Genomic DNA, 20656 nt, shown 5'->3' with positions numbered 1-20656 from the left:
ATGAAGGACGTTTTCATGCCGACCCTTTTCGACCCCCTCCAGATCGGGCCGCTGACGCTGAAGAACCGCATCGTCATGGCCCCTCTGACCCGCAGTCGCGCGGGGGCCAGCCGTGTGCCGAATGCGCTGATGGCCGAATATTACGCGCAGCGCGCCGGTGCCGGGCTGATCCTGTCCGAGGCGACCAGCGTCACCCCGATGGGCGTGGGCTATGCCGACACGCCGGGCATCTGGAACGATGACCAGGTCCAGGGCTGGAAGCTGGTCACGAAGGCCGTCCATGACGCAGGCGGGCTGATCTTTCTGCAACTGTGGCATGTCGGACGGATTTCGGACCCGACCTTCCTGGACGGCGAAACCCCGGTCGCGCCCAGTGCCGTCCGGCCCGCGGGGCATGTCAGCCTACTGCGCCCGAAAAAGGAATACGAAACGCCCCGCGCCCTGGAAACCGACGAGATCCCCGGCATCGTCGAGGCCTATCGCCAGGCCGCCATCCGCGCCAAGGAGGCAGGCTTCGACGGCATCGAGATCCACGCCGCGAACGGCTATCTGATCGACCAGTTCCTGCAAGACGGCAGCAACAGGCGGACGGACCAGTATGGCGGCCCGATCCAGAACCGGGCGCGTTTCCTGACAGAGATCGCCGATGCCGTCATTCCGGTCTGGGGCGCGGACCGCGTGGGCCTGCACCTGTCGCCGCGCGGCGACAGCCACGACATGGGCGACAGCGATCCGCGCGCGCTGTTCACCCATGTCGCGAAAGAGATGGCGGCCCGCAAGATCGCCTTCATCTGCCTGCGCGAATATCTGGCGCCGGACAGCCTGATCGACGACATCAAGGCGGCCTTCGGCGGCGTGGTGATCGCCAATGAACAACTGACGCCGGACAGCGCGCGCGATCTGGTCGCCTCGGGCCGCGCGGATGCGGTGGCCTTCGGCAGGGACTTCATTGCGACGCCCGACCTGCCGGCCCGCCTGCGCAGCGGTCTGCCGCTGAACCAGCAGGATCCGGCGACCTTCTATGTCGGCGGCGCCAAGGGCTATGTCGATTATCCGGTGGCGGAAGAAGTCTGATGACCTGGTGGGCGGGCCGATCCGGCCCGCCTGCCCGTCACTTCGCCTTGGCGGCGGCGCTTTCCGGCAATTCCTCGTCGAACAGGCGCTGATAGAATTCGGCGACGGTCTGGCGTTCCAGCTCGTCGCATTTGTTCAGGAAGGTCAGGCGGAAGGCATAGCCGATATTGTCGCCGAAGATCCGCGCGTTCTGCGCCCAGGTGATGACCGTGCGCGGCGACATGACGGTGGACAGATCGCCCTGCATGAAGGCCGTCCGCGTCAGATCGGCCAGCGTCACCATCTGGTTGATGGTCTTGCGGCCCTTTTCGGTGTTATAGGTCGGGTTCTTGGCCAGCACGATCGCGGCCTCGGCGTCATGCGACAGATAGTTCAGGGTGCTGACCAGCGACCAGCGGTCCATCTGGCCCTGGTTGATCTGCTGGGTGCCGTGATAGAGGCCCGTCGTGTCGCCCAGGCCCACCGTGTTGGCCGTCGCGAACAGCCGGAAGAAGGGGTTCGGCGTGATCACCTCGTTCTGGTCCAGCAGGGTCAGCTTGCCGTCGGTTTCCAGAACCCGCTGGATCACGAACATTACGTCGGCCCGGCCCGCGTCGTATTCGTCGAAGACGATGGCGGTCGGGTTGCGCAGCGCCCAGGGCAGGATGCCTTCGTGGAACACGGTGACCTGCTTGCCGTCCACCAGCTTGATCGCGTCCTTGCCGATCAGGTCGATCCGGCTGACATGGCTGTCCAGGTTCACCCGCACGCAGGGCCAGTTCAACCGCGCCGCCACCTGTTCGATATGGGTGGATTTCCCGGTGCCGTGATAGCCCTGGATCATCACCCGGCGATTATAGGCGAAGCCCGCCAGAATCGCCATCGTGGTGTCGGGATCGAACTTGTAGGTGCTGTCGACCTCGGGCACCCGGTCGCTGCGTTCGGCGAACCCCTTGACCTTCATGTCGCTGTCCAGACCGAACACCTCGCGCAGGTCGATCTCCTCAGTCGGTTTGGCGTTCATGTCCAGCATCGCAAGGCCCTTTCATCGTATCGTTGCCTTGATTGCGCATAAGTCCGCCATGCGCAAGCCGCCCCTGCGTTGACGGGGGCGGGACGGCTGCTAAGTTGGCCGCGCAACCACAAGAGGATCGTGGCCAGTGCCGGACGCTCATCACAAGATGCTGTCGGATCTGATCGGCCGAGTCGCCAAGGCCGACCGCCGCGCCTTCGACGCGCTGTATCAGGCCAGTTCGGCCCGGCTGAACGCACTGTGCCTGTCGATCCTGAAGGACCGCCGAGAGGCCGAGGAGGTTCTGGAACAGGTCTATATCGGCATCTGGAAGGACGCCGCGCGCTTCCCGGACAGCGGGCTTTCGCCGACCGCCTGGCTGGCCGTCCAGGCCCGCGACCGGGCGATGCGGCGTCGCGGCGCGCTGGCCCTGCCCCCGGTCCTTGCCGGGGGCGGAGCGGCAGATGCCCTGGCGCTGCTGCGCGCCGCCTATCTGGAGGGCCTGGATTATCGCCAGCTTGCCGACCGCCATGGCATCTCCGCCGACGAAGCGCGCCACGCCCTGCACGAGGGGCTGGAGCGGCTGGCGGGCCATGCCGCAGACGACGCCGACAGCGTGGCGGCCGCCGAACAGGCGCTTGGGCTGCGCCAAGGCGAGCCGACGGACAGCGCGCAGCTTGCCGACTGGCGGGAACGGCTGGCGCGGTTCGCCGACGACCTGACGCCGGTCATGGCCCCGGCCCGCGCCTGGCAGCGGATCCGCGAAAGCCTGGGGCACGGCGTGGCGCCCCTGTCGGTCGATCCGCTGGAGCGCGCGCCCTGGTGGCGCGGCACCGGCGGCATCCTGGCCCTGATCCTGTTGGCCGCCGTGGCGGCCTGGTTCCTGTGGGGCCGCTGACCGTCAGGCGTTGAACAGGAAATGCAACACGTCGCCGTCCTTGACGGCATAGGTCTTGCCCTCGACCCGGAACTTGCCCGCCTCGCGCGCGCCCGCCTCGCCCTTGTAGGCGACATAATCGTCATAGGCGATGGTTTCGGCCCGGATGAAGCCGCGTTCGAAATCACCGTGGATCACGCCCGCCGCCTGCGGGGCCAGCGTGCCCTTGTGGATGGTCCAGGCGCGCGCCTCCTTGGGGCCGACGGTGAAATAGGTGTCCAGGCCAAGCAGCTTGTAGCCCTCGCGGATCAGCCGGTCGAGGCCCGCTTCGTGCAGGCCCATCTCCTCCAGAAACATCGCGGCTTCCTCGGCGGGAAGCTGGCTGATCTCTTCCTCGATCCTGGCCGAGATCACCACATGGCCCGCACCCTGTTCGGCAGCCATCTTCGCCACGCGGTCCGACTGGGCGTTGCCGGTCGAGGCCTTGTCCTCCTCGACATTGCAGACGAACAGCACGGGCTTGGCGGTCAGCAGTTGCAGCATATCCCAGGCGCGCCGATCCTCATCGGCGACTTGCACGGTGCGGGCGGGCTTGCCCGATTCCAACGCCGCCTGCGCGGCCTTCAGCAGCTTTTCCTGCGCCACCGCGTCCTTGTCGCCGCCCTTCAGCTTGCGGGCGATGTTGGCAAGGCGGCGTTCGACCGACTCCAGGTCCGCGATCATCAATTCGGTCTCGATGGTCTCGGCATCGGCAATGGGATCGACGCGGCCTTCGACATGGGTCACGTCGCCGTCCTCGAAACAGCGCAGGACATGGGCGATGGCGTCCACCTCGCGGATGTTGGCCAGGAACTGGTTGCCCAGCCCCTCGCCCTTGCTGGCGCCCTTCACGAGGCCCGCGATGTCCACGAAGGTGATGCGCGTCGGGATGGTCTGCTTGCTGCCCGCGATGGCGGCCAGGGTATCAAGGCGCGGATCGGGAACCGCGACATCGCCCACGTTCGGCTCGATGGTGCAGAAGGGGAAATTCGCGGCCTGCGCGGCGGCGGTTTTCGTCAGCGCGTTGAACAGCGTCGATTTGCCCACGTTCGGCAAGCCGACAATTCCCATGCGAAAGCCCATGACGCGCCCCTTTCGTTGAAGTCAGGGCGCGTTCTAGGCAAGCGACAGGGGTTTCGCAAGCGTCAGCGGAACAGCACCAGCGATCCCGGCGACCAGGCGAGGCGGGTGCGGGTGCCCACATCCTGCACGTCGCGGCCGAAGACGTTGCGCATGGAAATCCGCACCGGCCGGGCCTTGCCGTCCATCGCCGCCGCGCCGTCCAGCCGCAGATCGTAATAGGTCATGTCGCCGTAATAGACGACCTCGTCGATGGTGGCGTTGGTTTCGCGCGGCTGGCTGTGCGTCTGGTTCGGCCCCACCAGGGTCATGGTCTCGGGCCGGAAGCCGATGGTCGGGCCGTCGTCGTCCGGATTCGCGCGGCTGACCTGCCGGGCGGGCAGGTCGACCACGCCCAGGCCCGGAGCCTCGGCCGTGACGATCCCGTCCTTCTCGCCCAGAATCCGCGCGGGCAGGAAATTCATCACGCCGATGAAATCCGCGACGCGGCGGTTGGCGGGCCGGGCATACAGCGCCTCGGGTCCGTCAAGCTGGGCGATCTCGCCCTCGAACATGACGGCGATGCGGTCGGACATGACCAAGGCTTCCTCTTGATCATGGGTCACCAGCACGAAGGTGATGCCGACCTGGCGTTGCAGCTTGATCAGTTCGACCTGCATCTGCTCGCGCATCTTGCGGTCCAGCGCCGACAGCGGCTCGTCCAGCAGCAGCACCTTGGGCTTGAGGATCAGCGCGCGGGCCAGCGCGACCCGCTGGCGCTGCCCGCCCGACAGGGCGTGAGCCGCGCGGTTGCCATAGCCGCGCAACCCGACCATCGCCAGCGCGTCCTCGACCAGGGCGGCCTTTTCAGCCTTGCCGCGCGGATCGCGGCGCAGCCCGAAGGCCACGTTCTGCGCGACCGTCAGATGCGGGAAGATGGCATAGGACTGGAACACCATGTTGGTCGGACGCTTGTTCGCCGGAACCTCGTCCATGCGCTTTTCGTCGATCAGGATGGCGCCGTCGGAAATATCCTCGAACCCGGCGATGGTGCGCAGCAGCGTGGTCTTGCCGCAACCAGAGGGGCCGAGCAGCGAAAAGAACTCTCCGGCCCGGATGGTCAGATCGATGCCGCGCAGGGCATGATAATCGCCGTAATGCTTGTGAACGCCGCGACATTCGATCATCGGCGTCGCGGCATCCAGCCGATCGTATCGGGTCTCGCTCACAGGAAGCCTCCGGTCGGATTGCCGCCCATGCGGGCATTGCCGCGGCGGCGGAAATATTCGCCCAGGGCCAGCAGCACGATGGACAGCGCCACCAGGGCCGTGCCCAGGGCCATGATCATCGGGATCTGCTTGGGAAAGCGCAGCTGGCTGAAGATATAGGTGGGCAGCGTCGGCTGGTTGCCCGCCAGGAAGAAGGCGATGATGAATTCATCCAGGCTGATCGTGAAGGAAATCAGCAGCGAACTGATGATGCCCGGCATGACCAGGGGCAGCGTGATCAGGCGAAACGCGCTCCACCGGGTTTCGCCCAGGTCATAGGCCGCTTCCTCCAGCGACTTGTCCAGGCTGGAAAAGGCCGTGGTCAGGATGGCGATGGCATAGGGCATGCAGATCAGCGTATGCCCGACGATCACGGTCAGGATCGACAGCTGCACGCCCATGCCCAGCAGCACGACCAGCAGCGACATGGCGACGATGATTTCCGGCAGCACCATCGGCAGCAGGATGAATCCCATCATGCCGCCCTTGCCCGGAAACTCGAACCGGGTCGAGGCGCGGGCCGCGAAGATGCCAAGGCAGGTCGCCAGGATCGAGGCGCTGACCGCGATGATCAGCGAATTGGTCAGCGCGGTGCGCAACGTGGCATTGGCCCACATCTGCGCGAACCAGCCGGTGGTGAAGCCTTGCAGCGGAAAGGCGATGATCGTGCCGGAATTGAAGGCGAACAGCGGCAGCAGGATGATCGGCGCATAGAGAAACAGCAGGTAGAGCGCCGCATAGACCTGCAAACCGCGCCCCTGCCCCCTCACAACCGCACCTTCAGGAAGCGGCGGTTGATGAACAGGAAGACCACGCTGACAAGCGCCACGATGGCCATGGCCGTCACCGCCAGCGCCGATCCCAGCGGGCGGTTGTCCAGGGCCAGCATCTGCACCTGGATCAGGTTGGCGATCATCGGGATCTTGCCGCCGCCGATCAGTTCGGGCGTGACGTAATCGCCGATGGTCGGGATGAAGACGATCAGCACCGCCGCCAGGACCCCCGGCATCGCAAGGGGCAGCGTCACCCGCCAGAAGGTCATCGCCCGGCTTTCGCCCAGATCCCGCCCGGCCTCCAGCAGCGAACGGTCGATCTTTTCCAGGGCAACGAAGATCGGCAGGATCGCGAAGGGCGCATAGGCATGGGCCAGCGTGATGACGATGGAGTTGACGTTATACAGGATGAAGGTCAGCGGTTCGTCGATGATCCCCAGCCCGGTCAGGCTGGAGTTGATGACGCCGTTATAGCCCAGGATCACCTTCCACAGGAACACGCGGATCAGATAGCTGGTCCAGAAGGGAATCGTGATCAGGAACAGCCAGGTCGCCTTCTTTTCGGGCCGCACCATGAAGCTGACGTAATAGGCCACCGGAAAGGCCAGCAGCACCGTGACCAGCGTCACCAGGGCCGAGACCGTCAACGACCGCATCATCACCGTGCGGACGATGGGATCGGTCCAGACCTGGACATAGTTGGCAAGGGTGAAGTCGCGCACGACCTCAAGATAGCCGTCCGTCAGGAAGCTGTAGGTCAGGATGGTCAGCAAGGGCGCGGCCAGGATCAGCAGCGCATACAGGAACGGCGGCGCGATCAGGGCATAGCCCTGCCTGGCCTGTGCATCCAACCCCTTGGCCATACGATCCTTCCTGCCGCGCGCCCGTCCAATTCCTTTCATATCGGGGAAAGGGTGAAAAGAGGGTTTATGCGGCCGATTTTATCCGCCCTGCCGCCACCAGCGTCCGGTCAGCGCCAGCCAAGCCAAAGAGGAACGGCGCTGAAACGGCGTGATCTCAATGACTTGTCGATAGGAGTTGATGTCGCCTCGACGAACCGTCTCCAGAAAGGGCAGGACGCGCGGACCGGGATACAGCGCCGCCGCTGCCCGCTTTGGCAGCATGGCCCGCGACCGGGCCGCGCGGGCCAGAGCCTCGCGCGCCATGCCCGCCAGGGCGGCGGTCTCTGCGGTATCCTCGGCGGCCAGTCCAAGGCCGATCGGTTGCAACCGGGGCAGCGCGCGCAGCCAGGCGGCCAGCCCCGCGCCCAGCCCCTGGTCGGCGGCGGCATCCAGTGTCGCGCCCTGCGCGCCCAGCCGTTCGGCGGCCCTGACCATCAGCCGTCCCGCCGTATCCGCGACATAGGCCGCGACGGCATCGGCGCTGTCGAAGGGCTGCCTTTCGCAATCGCGACGGCGCGCCTCGGCCAGCGGCGCCAGCCGTCCGGCATCGGCTCCCCACGCGTCCCACAGGGGCGTCAGAACATCGTGCAACGGCGGCGGCTTACCCGCGCCCATCTCCTCCAGCCGGTCGATCCACCATTGCAGCCGCATCTCGGCCAGCATGGGTTCGGCGGACTGGAACGGCGCCCGCGCGATTTCGAGGTTCAGCGCATAAAGCGTTATCAAGGCAGGGCGATCCGGCGGCGCGGCGACCAGAGTCGCGCCAAAGCGGTCGGGATCCTGCGTCCGCACCAGCTCGGTGCAGGCGTCTAGCGTCACGTCAGCAGCCGCTCGGCAATGCGGGCGACATCCTTCTGGACGGTTGTCGGGCGCACCAACAGTTCGATCCCCGCCTTGGACATGCGCACCTCCAACCCGGCGGCGGTCAGGTCGGATTTGGCCTGGTCGAGATGCGAGAAATCCTTGCTGTCCATCGCCTGCGCGCGGATCGCCGCCAGCCTGTCCTGCAAGGCGGCCAGGATCTGGTCGAAATCCTTGTAATCCGACTGGCTGTCGAGCGCCTGGTAATCGGCCCGCATCCAGTCGTCATCGCCCGCCTGCAACAGCCCGATGAACCGGGCCGAGGCCAGCAGCGTACCCGGATCGTCCTTCAGCCGGTGCAGCACGGCGATGGCGCCGGGGGTGTTCAGGTCGTTGGCAATGGCCTCGACCACCTCGGGATGCGGCGCGGCGGCGGGTTCCGCGTCCTTGGTCAGCAGCCGCCATTGCCACAGGATGTCGCGCGCCTCGTCGGCCTTGGCCTGGGTCCAGTCCATCGGCTTGCGGTAATGGGTGGACAGCAGGACATAGCGGATCACCTCTCCGGCGATGCGGCGGTCCAGAAGGTCGCGGACGGTGAAGAAATTGCCCAGGGATTTGGACATCTTCTTGCCCTCGACCTGCAACATCTCGTTATGCAGCCAGACACTGGCGAAGCCGGCCCCCGGATGGGCGCAGCAGCTTTGCGCGACCTCGTTTTCATGGTGCGGGAATTGCAGGTCGATGCCGCCGCCGTGGATGTCGAAGCTGGGCCCCAGCAGCGCCTCGGACATGGCCGAGCATTCGATATGCCAACCCGGACGGCCCCTGCCCCAAGGACTGTCCCATCCGGGCTGATCGGCATCCGAGGGTTTCCACAGCACGAAATCCATCGGATCGCGCTTGAAGGGCGCGACCTCGACCCGCGCGCCGGCGATCATGTCATCGACCGACCGGCCCGACAGGCGGCCATAATCCGGGAAGGACCGCACGTCGAACAGCACATGACCCTCGGCCTCGTAGGCGTTGCCGCGCGCGATCAGGGTTTCGATCATGGCGATCATCTGCACGATATATTCAGTCGCGCGGGGTTCATGGTCGGGGCGCAGCGCGCCCAAGGCGTCCATGTCCTGATGATACCAGGCCACCGTTTCCTCGGTGATTTCCCGGATGGTGCGGCCGGTGGCGGCGGCGCGGGCGTTGATCTTGTCGTCCACGTCGGTGATGTTGCGAACATAGGTCACTTGATCCGCGCCATAGACATGGCGCAGCAGCCGCACCAGCACGTCGAAGACCAGCACGGGCCGGGCATTGCCCAGATGCGCGCGGTCATAGACGGTGGGTCCGCAGAGATAGAGGCGCACGTTCCGCGGATCCAGCGGCGTGAAGGGCTGCTTTGCTCGGGTGCGGGTATTCGTCAGCCGGATGTCGACCATGATGCGCCTTTCTTCCAACGCTGCGGGCTTAGCCCATCGGCGCGTGGCTTTCCACCCATTCGATCTGGCGGGGCAGGCTGTGGCGATGCAGGTCATAGCCGTCCAGGATCGTCGCCCGCGCCGCAGCCCGCAGCCGGCCCGCGTCGGGATCGCCCGCAAGGCCCCCGACCAGGGCGGACGACAGCGCCGCCACGTCGAAGAACGGCACCAGCCGCCCGTTTTCCCCGTCGCGGATCAGTTCGCGCACGGGTTCCGTGTCCGAGGCCACCACATAGCCGCCCGCCGCCATCGCCTCGGTCAGGGACCAGGACAGCACGAAGGGATAGGTCAGATAGCAATGGACGCGCGCGACCTGGATCAGCGCCAGATAGTCGTCATAGGCGACGCGCCCCAGGAAATGCACCCGCGACAGATCCAGATCGCCCAGTTCCGCCAGCATCCGCGCCTTCCAGCTGCCGCCTTCCTTGGGCGCGTTGCCATAGCTGGTGCCCTCGGCCCCGACCAGGACGACCTGCGCCTGCGGGCGGGCGGCCAGCACGGCGGGCAGCGCGCGCATGAAGATGTGAAAGCCGCGATAGGGTTCCAGAGAGCGGCTGACATAGGACAGAACCTCGTCCCCGGCGCGCAGCACCGGCCCGCCCGGCAGGGCCAGGCGCGCGGCCGGATTCGGGCGAACGCGGGCGGTGTCGATGCCGTCATGGATCACGGTGATCTTGCCGCGCAGTTCGGGCGGAAAGCTGTCGGCCTGGTATCGGGTGGGGGCGATGGCGGCATCCGCCTGGGCAAGACCCTGGACCAGATGGGCCGACCGGGCGATGGCCAGCATCCGGGATTCGTCGGTGGTTTCCTGGAATTCGGGATCGAATCCGACATCGTGGCCGCGCGTGCGGTACAGAAGCTCGGCATAGATCAGCAGCCGGGCGTCGGGCCAGATCTCGCGCAGGAACAGCGTCTCGCCCCAGCCGGAATGGCCGATGATCAGATCGGGCGTGAAGCCGTGCCGGTCGCGCAAGGCCCGCGCGCCGCGCGCCGCCAGATAGCCGCGTTCGGCGTGACCGGCATAGCTGCGGCCCAGCCCGTTCACCTGCACCGCATCGGGGGTCTTGTAGCGGACGGTCGGGACCGGGCTGGGCCGCTGGTTCTTTTCGTCCGTCAGCGCCAGAACCTGATGGCCGCGCGCCGCCAGGGCCGGGGCCAGATTCGGAAACTGGCCGGGGAAATTCTGGTGGACGAACAGGATCTTCATGCGCTGCGGTCGCGGAACGCCGCCGCCAGCAGCGCGCGGGTGTAATCCTGCTGCGGGTTGTCGAAGATGTCGGCGGTCGCGCCCTGTTCGACCACCTCGCCCGCGCGCATGACCATGATCTTGTGGGACATGGCGCGGACCACGCGCAGGTCGTGGCTGATGAACAGGAAGGCCAGCCCGTATTTCCGCTGCAATCCGCGCAGCAGCCCGACGATCTGCACCTGCACCGTCATGTCCAGGGCGCTTGTCGGTTCGTCCAGCACCACCACCTTGGGACGCAGGATCATGGCGCGGGCGATGGCGATGCGCTGGCGCTGCCCGCCGGAAAATTCGTGCGGATAGCGGTGCATGGTGTCGGGGTTAAGCCCGACCTCGGCCATGATGTCGGCGACCATCCGGCGGCGGTCGCTGCCCTTTTCGACGCCGTGGACGCCCAACCCCTCGGCGATGATCTGTTCTATAGTCATGCGCGGCGACAGGCTGCCGAAGGGATCCTGGAAGACGATCTGCATGTCGCGGCGCAAGCGGCGCAGCTGGCGCGACTGCCAGCGGGAAATGTCCTGGCCCAGGAACAGGATCGGCCCGTCGCTGGCGATCAGCCGCATGATCGCCAAGGCCAGCGTGGTCTTGCCGCTGCCCGATTCGCCGACGATCCCCAGCGTTTCCCCGGCCCGCACGGTCAGGGTGGCGCCGTTCACGGCCTTCACATGGCCCACCGTCCGGCGCAGCAGTCCCCGCTGGATCGGAAACCAGACCTTGAGGTCGCGCGTCTCGACCATCGTCTCGGCGCCCTCGGGCACGGGATCGGCACGGCCGGTCGGCTCGGCCGCCAGCAGCTTGCGGGTGTAGTCGTGCTGCGGATCGGCGAAGATCGCCTCGACCGGGCCTTGCTCGACGATCTCGCCGTCCTTCATCACGCAGACCCGGTCGGCGATGCGGCGGACGATGCCAAGGTCGTGGCTGATGAACAGCATCGACAGCCCCTCGGCCGCCTTCAGTTCCGCCAGCAGATCCAGGATCTGCGCCTGGATTGTCACGTCAAGCGCGGTGGTCGGTTCGTCCGCGATCAGCAGTTCCGGGCCGTTGGCAAGCGCCATGGCGATCATCACCCGCTGCCGCTGCCCGCCCGACAGTTGGTGCGGATAATCCGCCAGCCGCGATTCGGGATCGCGGATGCCCACGCGGGTCAGCAGGTCCACGATCCGCGCCCGCGCCCGCGCGCCGGTCAGCCCCTGGTGCAGCGCCAGGCTTTCGCCCAACTGCTTTTCCAGCGTGTGCAGCGGGTTGAGCGAGGTCATCGGTTCCTGGAAGATGAAGCTGATGTCGTCGCCGCGAATGTCGCGCAGCACCTTTTCGGGCGCGTCGACCATCTCGCGCCCCGCGTATTTCACCGACCCCTCGATGAGGGCGGAATCGCCCAGCAGGCGGACGGTAGACAGCGCCGTGACCGACTTGCCCGACCCGGATTCGCCCACCAGGGCCACGGTCTCGCCCTTGCCGATCTGGAAGCTGACGCCCTTCACGGCGGGCACGACCCTGCCCTCTTGGCGGAAGCTGATGCGCAGGTCTTGGACCGACAGGACGGCTTCGGTCATTTGAAGGTCTTTCGGGGATCGAAGGCATCGCGCACGCCTTCGAAGATGAAGACCAGCAGCGACAGCATGATGGCAAAGGTGAAAAAGGCGGTGAAGGCCAGCCAGGGCGCTTGCAGGTTCTGCTTGGCCTGCAACGCCAGTTCCCCCAGCGACGGGGCCGAGGCGGGCAGCCCGTAGCCCAGGTAATCCAGCGCGGCCAGCCCGCTGATCGTGCCCGTGACGACAAAGGGCAGCATGGTCAGCGTGGCGACCATGGCATTGGGCAGGATGTGGCGGAACATGATGGTGCGGTCGGACACGCCCAGGGCGCGGGCGGCGCGGACATATTCGAAATTCCGCGCCCGCAGGAATTCCGCCCGCACCACCCCCACAAGCGCGGGCCAGCCGAACAGGATGGTCACGAAGACCAGCAGCCAGAAGCTGCGCCCCAGGATCGCGAAGAGGATGATGATGACATAGAGCGACGGGGTGGAGGCCCAGATCTCCAGCATCCGCTGGAACACCAGATCCGTTCGCCCGCCGAAATAGCCCTGGATCGCCCCCGCCGCGATCCCCACGGTAGACGCCACCACCGTCACGATCAGCGTGAACAGGATCGAGATGCGGAAGCCATAGATGACCCGCGCCAGCACGTCGCGGGCGGTGTCGTCGGTGCCCAGCCAATGCGTGGCGTCCGGGGCGCTTGGCGCGCTGCCGACATTGTTGATGGTGGAATAATGGAACGGGATCGGGGGCCAGATCATCCAGCCCTGCTGGTCCTTCGGAATGTCGCTGGTGCCTGTATCCACGGCGGCGACCAGATCCTCGGGCGTGTCCCAGCAGTCCTGACTGCCGCCGGTGACGATCAGGCATTGCACGGCGGGGTCGGTATAGATCGCCTCGGTCCCGAAATCGCCGCCGAAGGCCGTTTCGGGATAGAAGTTGTAGGCCGGGAAATACAGTTCACCGCGATAGCTGGCGACGATGGGTTTGTCATTGGCGACGATTTCCGCGAACATCGCCAGCACGAACAGCACCGAAAAGATCACCAGCGACCAGAAGGCGCGGCCGTTGCGGCGGAAATTGCGCCAGCGGCGGCGGTTGAGTTCCGACAGCGCCATCAGCCGGCCCTCGATTCAAAGTCGATGCGGGGATCGACAAAGACATACATCATGTCCGACAGGATCCCCACGACCAGGCTGAGAAGGCCGAAGACGTAAAGCGTGCCGAAGATCACCGGATAATCGCGCTGCACCGCCGCTTCGAAGCCCAGGCGGCCCAACCCGTCCAGTGAAAAGACCGTCTCGATCAGGATGCTTGCCCCGAAGAACACGCCCAGGAAGACGGCGGGAAAGCCCGCGATCACGATCAGCATGGCGTTGCGGAAAACGTGGCCGTACAGCACGCGCCGTTCGGTCAGGCCCTTGGCGCGGGCGGTCATGACGTATTGCTTGTTGATCTCGTCCAGGAAGCTGTTCTTGGTCAGCAGGGTCAGCGTGGCAAAGCTGGAAATGGTCGAGGCGACGACCGGCAGCGTCGCGTGCCAGGCATAGTCCTTGATCTTGCCCCACAGCGAGAGGTCCGCGAAATTGTCGCTGGTCAACCCGCGCAGCGGAAACCACTGCCAATAGCTGCCGCCCGCGAACAGCACCATCAGCAGCACCGCGAACAAAAAGGCCGGGATCGCATAGGCCATGATGATGACGGCCGAGGTCCAGGTATCGAAGCGCGACCCGTCCCGCATCGCCTTGCGGATCCCCAGCGGGATCGAGATCAGATAGGCCAGCAGCGTCGACCACAGCCCCAGGGTGATCGACACAGGCATCTTCTCGATCACCAGGTCGATGACGCTGATCGACCGGAACCAGCTGGTGCCGAAATCGAAGGTCAGGTAATTGCCCATCATCGTCAGGAAGCGCTCCAGCGGCGGCTTGTCGAAGCCGAATTCCTTTTCAAGCTGGGCGATGAATTCGGGGGGCAGGCCGCGCGCGCCCTCGTATCCCTCGACCGCGCCGGTATCGGCGCCAGCGCCCGCGCCCGAGATGTTGCTGAAGGCGTCACCCGATCCCTGAACTTGGGCCGCGATCTGTTCGATGGGACCGCCGGGGACGAATTGCGTCAGGGTGAAGTTCACCACCATGATCCCGATCAGCGTCGGGATGATCAGCAGCAGCCGCCGCAGGATATAGGCGCCCATCGGATCGACCTTGCCCCTTCCGGGCCTTCGCGGCCCTGTTTCCTTATCCCGCCCTTGTGGGTCGGGACCGGCTGGAAATCAAGTGCGCCCCGGTCAGCGGATCGCGCCCTTGGCCTTCAGCTCGGCCTCGCGCGCGGTATCGGCCCACCAGAAATCCAGCGTGCCAAGCGCATAGGGCGGCATGGCCTGGGGATGGCGATAGATGTCGTAATAGGCCAGCGTGTATTCGGCCTTGAACCATTTCGGCACCCAGAAGCGCAGGCTGCGCAGCGCCCGGTCAAGCGCGTTGATGGCGACGATGTTGTCTTCCTGCGTGGTGGCCTGCTGGCCGATCTCCAGCAGCCTGTCGATGGCCGGGTTCGCCAGGCCCATCGGGTTGAACACGTCGTCCTTGTCCTCGGACCCGAAGACCTGGCCCGCATAGCCGCCGATGGCATAGGACTGGCCCAGGCTGTCCTCGACCATGTCGAAATCCTTGGACCGGGTGCGAAGCTGCATCTCGGCATTGTCCACGCGGCGGTTCATGGCGTCGATGCCGATGGCGCGCAGATTCTGGATAAAGGGGTTGATGATGCGGTCGTTGCCCACGTCGTCGTTCAGGATCTCGACCGTCAGGGTCTGACCGTCGGCGTTGCGGCGCATCCCGTCGCTGCCCACGGTCCACCCGGCCTGATCCAGCAGGGCCACGGCGCGGCGCATGTTCTGGCGGTCAAGCTGGCGTTCGCCGGACACGGGCTGGACCACCGCGTCGTCGGTCAGGATGCCATCGGGCAGATCGCCCGCGACGGGTTCCAGAAGCGCCCGTTCCGCGTCGGACGGGGGGCCGTCGGCGCGGAATTCGCTGTTGTCCCAGAAGGAATTGACGCGGGTTTCCAGGCCGTACAGCAGCGTCTGGTTGGTCCATTCGAAGTTGAACATCAGCCCGATCGCCTCGCGGACGCGGATGTCCTGGAACTTCTCGCGCCGCAGGTTGAAGACCCAGCCGTCGCCGGTGGCGATCGTGCCGTCGGCTAGTTCCTCGCGCACCACCGCGCCCGAGGCGAGCGCCGGAAAGTCATAGCGCGTGGACCAGTGCATCGAGGAGGTCTCGTTGCGGAAGGTGTATTCGCCCGCCTTGAACGCCTCGAACGCGCTGTCGAAATCGCCGAACATCTCGTACCGGATGCGGTCGAAGTTGAAGCGGCCTTTGTTGATGGGCAGATCCTTGCCCCAGTAATCAGGGTTGCGCTTGACGACCATGGTGCGGCCCATGTCGGCGCGGTCGAACATATAGGGGCCAGAGCCGATGAAGGGGATGTTGCTGCTCTGCTCCAGATCGCGGTTGTTCTCCTCGAAGTCCTTTTTCGAGAAGACGATCTGGTTGCCCATCTGGGAAATCACGTCGCGGCGGGGATAGCCTTCGGCGAAGGTGAACTTGATGCGGTGGTCGTCCAGAACCTCGGCCTTGGCGATCATCTGCTGCATCGCCATCCGGAAGGACGACAGGCCCTTGTCGCGCAGGGTTTCGAAGCTGAACAGAACGTCATGGGCGGTCAGGGGCGTGCCGTCGCTGAACCTCGCTTCGGGGCGCAGGTTGAAGATCACCCAATCCTTGCTTTCGGGATATTCCAGCGTCTCGCACAGCAGGCAGTAATCCACCCCCAGCTCGTCCGCCGGGCTGTCCATCAGCCGTTCCAGCTGGATCACCGACAGCGCGATAGCCCGGCCCCGATGGGTGAAGGGGTTGAAGCTGTCAAAGCCGCCGACCGCGCCGAAGGAAATCTCGCCCCCCTTCGGCGCATCGGGATTCACATAGGGGTAATGCGGAAAATCGGCGGGCAGCGCCGGTTCGCCGAACAGCGCGATGGCGTGGGTCTTGATGACCTTCTCGCCCCCTTCGGCCGCCGGTGCCTCTTGCGACAGGGCGGCAGAGGCCGGGGCAAGGGCAAGGGCGGCGATCAGGGCAAGGCGGCGCATCGGCGAACTCCGGCTGTGATGTCTGCTGCACGCTAGGCAGCGCCGGGGGCGCGATCAAGCCGCGATTTCGTGAAATCGGCGCAAGCGCGGGCCATGAAAAAAGGCGCATCCCGCGATGCGCCTTCGGGTCTTGCCGCAGGCCCGGCTTACTGCTGGGATTCCAGATAGGCGATGATGTCGGCGCGGTCCTGCGGATCCTTCAGGCCCGCGAAGGACATCTTGGTGCCCGGCACCACGCCCTTGGGGTTGGCCAGGAATTCCTGCAAGGCTTCATGCGTCCATTCCGGCGCCTCGGCGGCGTGTTCGACCATGGCGGGCGAATAGCTGAAACCGCCGACCGAGGCGACTGCGCGGCCCACCACGCCGTTCAGGTGCGGGCCGACGCCGTCGGTGCCGTCCAGCTTGTGGCAGGCCTTGCACTTGCCGAAATCCTTTTCGCCCGCCGCGACATCGGCCGAGGCCATCAGCGCGGCAAAGTCGATGGTCTCCTCGACCGCTTCCTCGCCGCCCGCCGCGTCCTCGACCGGGATGGTATAGGCCTGCGCGTGCTCTTCGCCCTCGCCGCCGTGGCCGGCGGCGCCGACGTGATACAGGCCGCTTGCCGCCCAGTTGGCCAGCATCAGGAACAGCAGCGCGCCGATCAGCGCGCCTGCGGCCTTGGTCACGGTCATGGTGTTGAACATCGCGTGCGATCCCCGCATTGGTAAGCTCGTCAATTCGACGGGTATCTATCCGCTTTCGCTTTGAAGGATCAAGGTATAGTTACCGCGCCACCAGTCAAAATTCGGACAGCGGCCCATGACGACCCCCACCAACCGCATCGCCTTCCAGGGCGAACCCGGCGCCTACAGCCACGAGGCCTGCCGCAAGGCCCGCCCCGACATGGAGGCCCTGCCCTGCCGCACCTTCGAGGACGTGATCGAGGCCGTGCGCAGCCACCAGGCCGACCTGGCCATGCTGCCGGTGGAAAATTCCACCTATGGCCGGGTGGCCGACATCCACCACCTGCTGCCCGAATCCGGCCTGCACATCGTCGAGGAAGCCTTCGTCCGCGTCCATATCAGCCTGCTGGCCGTCCCCGGCGCCGCCCTGTCCGAAGTGCGCGAGGCGATGAGCCACACGGTTCTTCTGGGCCAGTGCCGGGGCTTCATGCGCCGCCACGGCATCCGCGCCGTGACCGGGGCCGACACCGCCGGATCCGCCAAAGAGGTGGCGTCCCGCGGCAATCCGTCGCTGGCGGCCCTGGCCTCGCCCCTGGCGGGCGAGATCTATGGCCTGGACCGCCTGGCCGACCAGATCGAGGACCGGCAGAACAATACCACCCGCTTCCTGATCATGTCGCGCCAGCCCGATTACAGCCGCCGGTCGGACCGGATGCTGACCAGCTTCGTCTTCCGGGTCCGCAACATTCCCGCCGCGCTCTACAAGGCGATGGGCGGGTTCGCAACGAACGGCGTCAACATGACCAAGCTGGAAAGCTATATGGTCGACGGCGTGTTCACCGCGACGCAGTTCTATGCCGATGTCGAGGGCCATCCCGAGGATCCCGCCCTGCACCGCGCGCTGGAAGAACTGCGCTATTTCACCTCGTCGCTGGACATGCTGGGCGTCTATCCCGCCGATCCCCTACGCGAGACGCAGCGCCAGGACGCCTAGGCCGCGCGCAGGTGGGCCACGAAATCGGCGATCCGCTGGTCGTATTTGCGGTCCAACTGCGCCTTGCCCAGCTTGGCGGTTTGCAGCAGCAGGCGGGCGCGCATGGTGCGGGGGCGGATTTCGGTTTCGAACAGCAGGCGCGATTTCACCCGGCTGAGCGCGACGACGGTAAGGTTGATCGCCAGGTCGAACTGGTCGGAATGCCCGTCCAGCGTGATATGCGACGGCCGGTCGAAGCGCGTCACGTCCATCCGCACGATGCGCAGCCCGCCCCGCCAGTGGAACCGGATCACCCAGCCAAGGCTGGTGCCGGGTTCAAGGGACGGATCGATCCGGCGGACCTGGGCACCTCGGGCGGCCAGGGCGCGTTCGCCGCGGGAAAAGTCGCCGATCAGGTCGAAAAGCTCGGCCGACGATCTGTCGGTGTCGATGCGGGACGAAAATTTCATGCCTGCCTTGACCCTCCTCCCGATCCCGGCGCGGCTGCCGCGACGCTGGGTTCATAAGGCACCGGAGGCGTCGTGTTCAACCGCAAGGACGGCGCCCCGCAGAAGCCCGCCGATCGCATCCCCGCAGCTGTGACGAATATGCTCCGATCCCGGCATTAATCGTCCGCTTCGACAATCTAGGGTTGAGAAGATGCGATCCCTCCGGGTAGGTTGCGGTTTGGCGCGGATGCCAAGTTGGTCTGTAATCGGGGTTTTTTGTGATGCGGGACGCAACGGACGAGATCTGCGCATGCGATCTTTCTGCCGGTGCCGCCGACCCTGTGGCCCTGCGGATCCTGGCCACCACCGACATGCACATGAAGCTGCTGCCCCACGACTATCTGGCAGACCGGCCCTGCGCGCGGGGCAGCCTGGCGCAAATCGCCTCGCTGGTAGACAGGCACAGGGCGGCGGCGCGCAACACGCTGCTGCTGGACAACGGCGATTTCCTTCAGGGAACGCCCCTGGGCGACCAGGCGGCGCGCCCAGGCGCCAAGAGCCATCCCGCCATCGCCGCCATGAACCTGATGGGCTATGACGCCGCCGCCATCGGCAATCACGACTTTGCCTTCGGGCTGGACGCGCTGCAATCGGCGGCGCGGCAAGCGCGGTTTCCCTTTCTGGCGGCCAACCTGCGGCTGCGGAGCCGGGCGGATTTTCCCGGCTTCACTATCCTGGACAAGCCGGTCCTGACAGCATCAGGACGTCGCGTGGTGCTGCGCATCGGCGTGGTGGGCTTTCTGCCGCCGCAGACGACCGCCTGGGACCGCGACCTGTCGCGGCAGATGGCCTGCGCCGACATCCTGGAGACCGCGCGCCGCGTCCTGCCCCGGATCCGCGCGGAGGGCGCCGAACTGATCGTGGCCCTGGCCCATAGCGGGATTTCCGACCGCCCGTCCCGTCCCGGCGCGGAAAACGTCGCAGCCGACCTGGCCGCCCTGGACGGGGTGGACGTGATCGTCGCGGGCCACACGCACGAGGTTTTCCCCCGCGCGGGCAGCGGCGCCGCAGGTGCCACCCTGTCGGGCAAGCCCGCCGTGATGCCCGGTTTCGGCGGATCGCACCTGGGGGTGATCGACCTGTCGCTGACTCACGACCAGGAAACGGGATGGCGCCTGTCCCACGCCTCCGCCCGGTGCGAGAGGGTGGCGCCCGACCAGCCCGCCTCGCCCGCCGTCCTGCGCGCGGTGGCGGCCACGCATCGGTTGACCCAGACCCATCTGCGCCGCCGCATCGGCCACAGCGACCGGCGCATCAGCAGCTATTTCGCCCTGGTCGGTGTCGATCCGGCGTTGCGCCTGGTGAATATGGCGCAACGCTGGTTCGTGCGCAAAAGCCTGAAGGGCACGCGGCTGGACGGAATCCCGGTTCTGTCCGCCGCCGCGCCCTTCCGCGCAGGGGGCCGGGGCGGGCCTGACTATTACACCGATGTGGCGCCGGGGCGGCTGCGGCTGGGCAACCTGACCGACATCTATTCCTTTCCGAACCGCATTTGCGCCCTGCTGGTCACCGGGGCGGACTTGCGCGGCTGGCTGGAGCGGTCGGCCAGCCTGTTCCGGCAGATCCGGCCTGGCTGTTCTGACCAGCCGCTGACCGATCCGGGCTTTCCGGCCTATCAGTTCGATGTCATCCAGGATCTCTGCTGGGACATCGACCTGTCCCGCCCCCCCGCCTTCGCGCAGGACGGCCGCGCGACGGGCGGCAGCCGGGTGCGCGACCTGACCTGGCGCGGCGGCGCCCTGGCCGACGACGATCGCTTCGTGCTGGCGACCAATTCCTATCGCCTGGCGGCCTGCGGGCTGTTCGCGCCGCTGACGGCGGGAACGCCGGTGATTCTGCCGCCCGGACCGCCGACCCGCGACGTGATCCGCGATTACCTGCGCCAGCGCCGCCACCTGTCGATCGAAGCCGCCCCCGCCTGGCATTTCCTGCCGATGCCCGGAACCTCGGCCCTGTTCGAGACCGGACCCCAGGCCCTGCCCCTTCTGCCCGAAATCTCCGCCCGCTGCGGCAGGCACATGGAGCATGTGGGCAAATCCGACAGCGACTTCGCGGTGGTGCGCCTGCATCTTTGACGGTTGCATCGCGCCGCGCGGCGCACTATCTATCCGCCTGAGAGGTTGGCGCGGGCAGGCGCCTCGCCAACCCGGTCAGGTCCGGAAGGAAGCAGCCGTAACGAGCCCCGCTTGGGTCGTTGTCCAGCCTCTCACCCCTCTCCCCCTATTCGAACGACAGCAGCGCGCGGCACGTCGGCGTCCGTTGGTTTGCAGATTTTCATTTTTCTCTTCAGATGAAAAACATAGTTTGCAAATTTTCTTGATT

At 66.2% G+C, this 20656-nt stretch carries 18 protein-coding genes and 1 other RNA gene; 5 read left to right on the top strand and 14 right to left on the bottom strand.

From position 1 onward, the window contains the following. The first annotated feature begins 15 nt into the window (after nt 1-15). A complete protein-coding gene (locus PARHAE_RS11920; RefSeq protein ID WP_126154841.1) occupies nt 16-1074 on the top strand; it encodes an alkene reductase in 1059 nt (352 codons plus the stop codon). 37 nt (nt 1075-1111) lie between these two features. On the opposite strand, the gene cobS is transcribed toward PARHAE_RS11920, so the two are convergent. After that, nucleotides 1112-2086: a cobaltochelatase subunit CobS gene (cobS, locus tag PARHAE_RS11915; protein ID WP_126154840.1), complete on the bottom strand. Its 975-nt coding sequence runs from the start codon at nt 2084-2086 to the stop codon at nt 1112-1114. A gap of 127 nt (nt 2087-2213) precedes the next feature. Between cobS and PARHAE_RS11910 the strand changes: the two genes are divergently transcribed. Further along, complete coding sequence (locus PARHAE_RS11910; protein WP_126154839.1) at nt 2214-2963, top strand: sigma factor; 750 nt, start codon at nt 2214-2216, stop codon at nt 2961-2963. Nucleotides 2964-2966: 3 nt separating this feature from the next. Here the strand turns inward: PARHAE_RS11910 and ychF are convergent, their stop codons facing one another. From ychF to PARHAE_RS11850, 12 genes are all read right to left on the bottom strand, one after another. Next, nucleotides 2967-4064 (bottom strand): redox-regulated ATPase YchF, encoded by a 1098-nt coding sequence (gene ychF, locus PARHAE_RS11905; RefSeq protein WP_126154838.1) that lies wholly within the window; start codon nt 4062-4064, stop codon nt 2967-2969. Nucleotides 4065-4126: 62 nt separating this feature from the next. Then, nucleotides 4127-5227 (bottom strand): ABC transporter ATP-binding protein, encoded by a 1101-nt coding sequence (locus PARHAE_RS11900; RefSeq protein WP_126154907.1) that lies wholly within the window; start codon nt 5225-5227, stop codon nt 4127-4129. 38 nt (nt 5228-5265) lie between these two features. Continuing rightward, nucleotides 5266-6078 (bottom strand): ABC transporter permease, encoded by an 813-nt coding sequence (locus PARHAE_RS11895; RefSeq protein ID WP_126154837.1) that lies wholly within the window; start codon nt 6076-6078, stop codon nt 5266-5268. After that, a complete protein-coding gene (locus tag PARHAE_RS11890) occupies nt 6075-6944 on the bottom strand; it encodes an ABC transporter permease (protein ID WP_126154836.1) in 870 nt (289 codons plus the stop codon). The genes PARHAE_RS11895 and PARHAE_RS11890 overlap by 4 nt, the downstream gene beginning before the upstream one ends. Before the next feature lie 78 nt (nt 6945-7022). After that, complete coding sequence (locus PARHAE_RS11885) at nt 7023-7802, bottom strand: squalene/phytoene synthase family protein (protein WP_126154835.1); 780 nt, start codon at nt 7800-7802, stop codon at nt 7023-7025. Beyond that, nucleotides 7799-9217, bottom strand: a complete 1419-nt coding sequence (cysS, locus tag PARHAE_RS11880; RefSeq protein WP_126154834.1) for a cysteine--tRNA ligase — start codon at nt 9215-9217, stop codon at nt 7799-7801. Before cysS ends, PARHAE_RS11885 begins: the two co-directional genes overlap by 4 nt. Before the next feature lie 28 nt (nt 9218-9245). Then, nucleotides 9246-10463: a glycosyltransferase gene (locus PARHAE_RS11875; RefSeq protein WP_126154833.1), complete on the bottom strand. Its 1218-nt coding sequence runs from the start codon at nt 10461-10463 to the stop codon at nt 9246-9248. Then, nucleotides 10460-12058 carry an ABC transporter ATP-binding protein gene (locus tag PARHAE_RS11870; RefSeq protein WP_126154832.1) on the bottom strand — a complete coding sequence of 533 codons (1599 nt, stop codon included), beginning with the start codon at nt 12056-12058 and terminating at the stop codon, nt 10460-10462. The genes PARHAE_RS11875 and PARHAE_RS11870 overlap by 4 nt, the downstream gene beginning before the upstream one ends. After that, nucleotides 12055-13158 (bottom strand): ABC transporter permease, encoded by a 1104-nt coding sequence (locus PARHAE_RS11865; protein ID WP_126154831.1) that lies wholly within the window; start codon nt 13156-13158, stop codon nt 12055-12057. The genes PARHAE_RS11870 and PARHAE_RS11865 overlap by 4 nt, the downstream gene beginning before the upstream one ends. Further along, entirely contained in the window at nt 13158-14234 is a 1077-nt protein-coding gene (locus tag PARHAE_RS11860) for a microcin C ABC transporter permease YejB (RefSeq protein ID WP_126154830.1), read from the bottom strand. The genes PARHAE_RS11865 and PARHAE_RS11860 overlap by 1 nt, the downstream gene beginning before the upstream one ends. 93 nt (nt 14235-14327) lie before the next feature. Continuing rightward, nucleotides 14328-16190, bottom strand: a complete 1863-nt coding sequence (locus PARHAE_RS11855; protein WP_126154829.1) for an extracellular solute-binding protein — start codon at nt 16188-16190, stop codon at nt 14328-14330. A 146-nt stretch (nt 16191-16336) separates the two neighbouring features. After that, on the bottom strand, nt 16337-16873 hold the full coding sequence (locus tag PARHAE_RS11850; RefSeq protein WP_126154906.1) for a c-type cytochrome: 537 nt from the start codon (nt 16871-16873) through the stop codon (nt 16337-16339). A gap of 115 nt (nt 16874-16988) precedes the next feature. Here PARHAE_RS11850 and PARHAE_RS11845 point away from each other — a divergent pair, with 115 nt between their 5' ends. Next, on the top strand, nt 16989-17846 hold the full coding sequence (locus PARHAE_RS11845) for a prephenate dehydratase (protein WP_126154828.1): 858 nt from the start codon (nt 16989-16991) through the stop codon (nt 17844-17846). Here PARHAE_RS11845 and PARHAE_RS11840 read toward each other — a convergent pair. Next, nucleotides 17843-18295 carry a hypothetical protein gene (locus PARHAE_RS11840; protein ID WP_126154827.1) on the bottom strand — a complete coding sequence of 151 codons (453 nt, stop codon included), beginning with the start codon at nt 18293-18295 and terminating at the stop codon, nt 17843-17845. The genes PARHAE_RS11845 and PARHAE_RS11840 overlap by 4 nt on opposite strands. A 260-nt stretch (nt 18296-18555) precedes the next feature. On the opposite strand from PARHAE_RS11840, the gene PARHAE_RS11835 reads away from it, so the two are divergent. Then, on the top strand, nt 18556-20409 hold the full coding sequence (locus tag PARHAE_RS11835) for a bifunctional 2',3'-cyclic-nucleotide 2'-phosphodiesterase/3'-nucleotidase (protein WP_126154826.1): 1854 nt from the start codon (nt 18556-18558) through the stop codon (nt 20407-20409). A gap of 39 nt (nt 20410-20448) precedes the next feature. Next, an RNA gene (gene ffs, locus PARHAE_RS11830) (signal recognition particle sRNA small type) lies at nt 20449-20545 on the top strand. Nucleotides 20546-20656 lie beyond the last annotated feature (111 nt).

Source organism: Paracoccus haematequi (assembly GCF_900631945.1).
Classification (GTDB): Bacteria; Pseudomonadota; Alphaproteobacteria; order Rhodobacterales; family Rhodobacteraceae; genus Paracoccus; species Paracoccus haematequi_A.
Note: the sequence above shows the minus strand (reverse complement) of the source record. Positions and strands in the feature narration are given on the sequence as shown.

Excerpts from the sequence above, each read along its gene's own strand:
- cysS (WP_126154834.1), bottom strand. The coding sequence starts at position 9,217 with ATGGTCGACATCCGGCTGACGAATACCCGCACCCGAGCAAAGCAGCCC.
- PARHAE_RS11835 (WP_126154826.1), top strand. The coding sequence starts at position 18,556 with ATGCGGGACGCAACGGACGAGATCTGCGCATGCGATCTTTCTGCCGGT.
- PARHAE_RS11870 (WP_126154832.1), bottom strand. The coding sequence starts at position 12,058 with ATGACCGAAGCCGTCCTGTCGGTCCAAGACCTGCGCATCAGCTTCCGC.
- cobS (WP_126154840.1), bottom strand. The coding sequence starts at position 2,086 with ATGCTGGACATGAACGCCAAACCGACTGAGGAGATCGACCTGCGCGAG.
- PARHAE_RS11855 (WP_126154829.1), bottom strand. The coding sequence starts at position 16,190 with ATGCGCCGCCTTGCCCTGATCGCCGCCCTTGCCCTTGCCCCGGCCTCT.
- PARHAE_RS11875 (WP_126154833.1), bottom strand. The coding sequence starts at position 10,463 with ATGAAGATCCTGTTCGTCCACCAGAATTTCCCCGGCCAGTTTCCGAAT.
- PARHAE_RS11865 (WP_126154831.1), bottom strand. The coding sequence starts at position 13,158 with ATGGCGCTGTCGGAACTCAACCGCCGCCGCTGGCGCAATTTCCGCCGC.
- PARHAE_RS11920 (WP_126154841.1), top strand. The coding sequence starts at position 16 with ATGCCGACCCTTTTCGACCCCCTCCAGATCGGGCCGCTGACGCTGAAG.
- PARHAE_RS11850 (WP_126154906.1), bottom strand. The coding sequence starts at position 16,873 with ATGTTCAACACCATGACCGTGACCAAGGCCGCAGGCGCGCTGATCGGC.
- PARHAE_RS11845 (WP_126154828.1), top strand. The coding sequence starts at position 16,989 with ATGACGACCCCCACCAACCGCATCGCCTTCCAGGGCGAACCCGGCGCC.
- PARHAE_RS11840 (WP_126154827.1), bottom strand. The coding sequence starts at position 18,295 with ATGAAATTTTCGTCCCGCATCGACACCGACAGATCGTCGGCCGAGCTT.
- PARHAE_RS11860 (WP_126154830.1), bottom strand. The coding sequence starts at position 14,234 with ATGGGCGCCTATATCCTGCGGCGGCTGCTGCTGATCATCCCGACGCTG.
- ychF (WP_126154838.1), bottom strand. The coding sequence starts at position 4,064 with ATGGGCTTTCGCATGGGAATTGTCGGCTTGCCGAACGTGGGCAAATCG.
- PARHAE_RS11890 (WP_126154836.1), bottom strand. The coding sequence starts at position 6,944 with ATGGCCAAGGGGTTGGATGCACAGGCCAGGCAGGGCTATGCCCTGATC.
- PARHAE_RS11900 (WP_126154907.1), bottom strand. The coding sequence starts at position 5,227 with ATGATCGAATGTCGCGGCGTTCACAAGCATTACGGCGATTATCATGCC.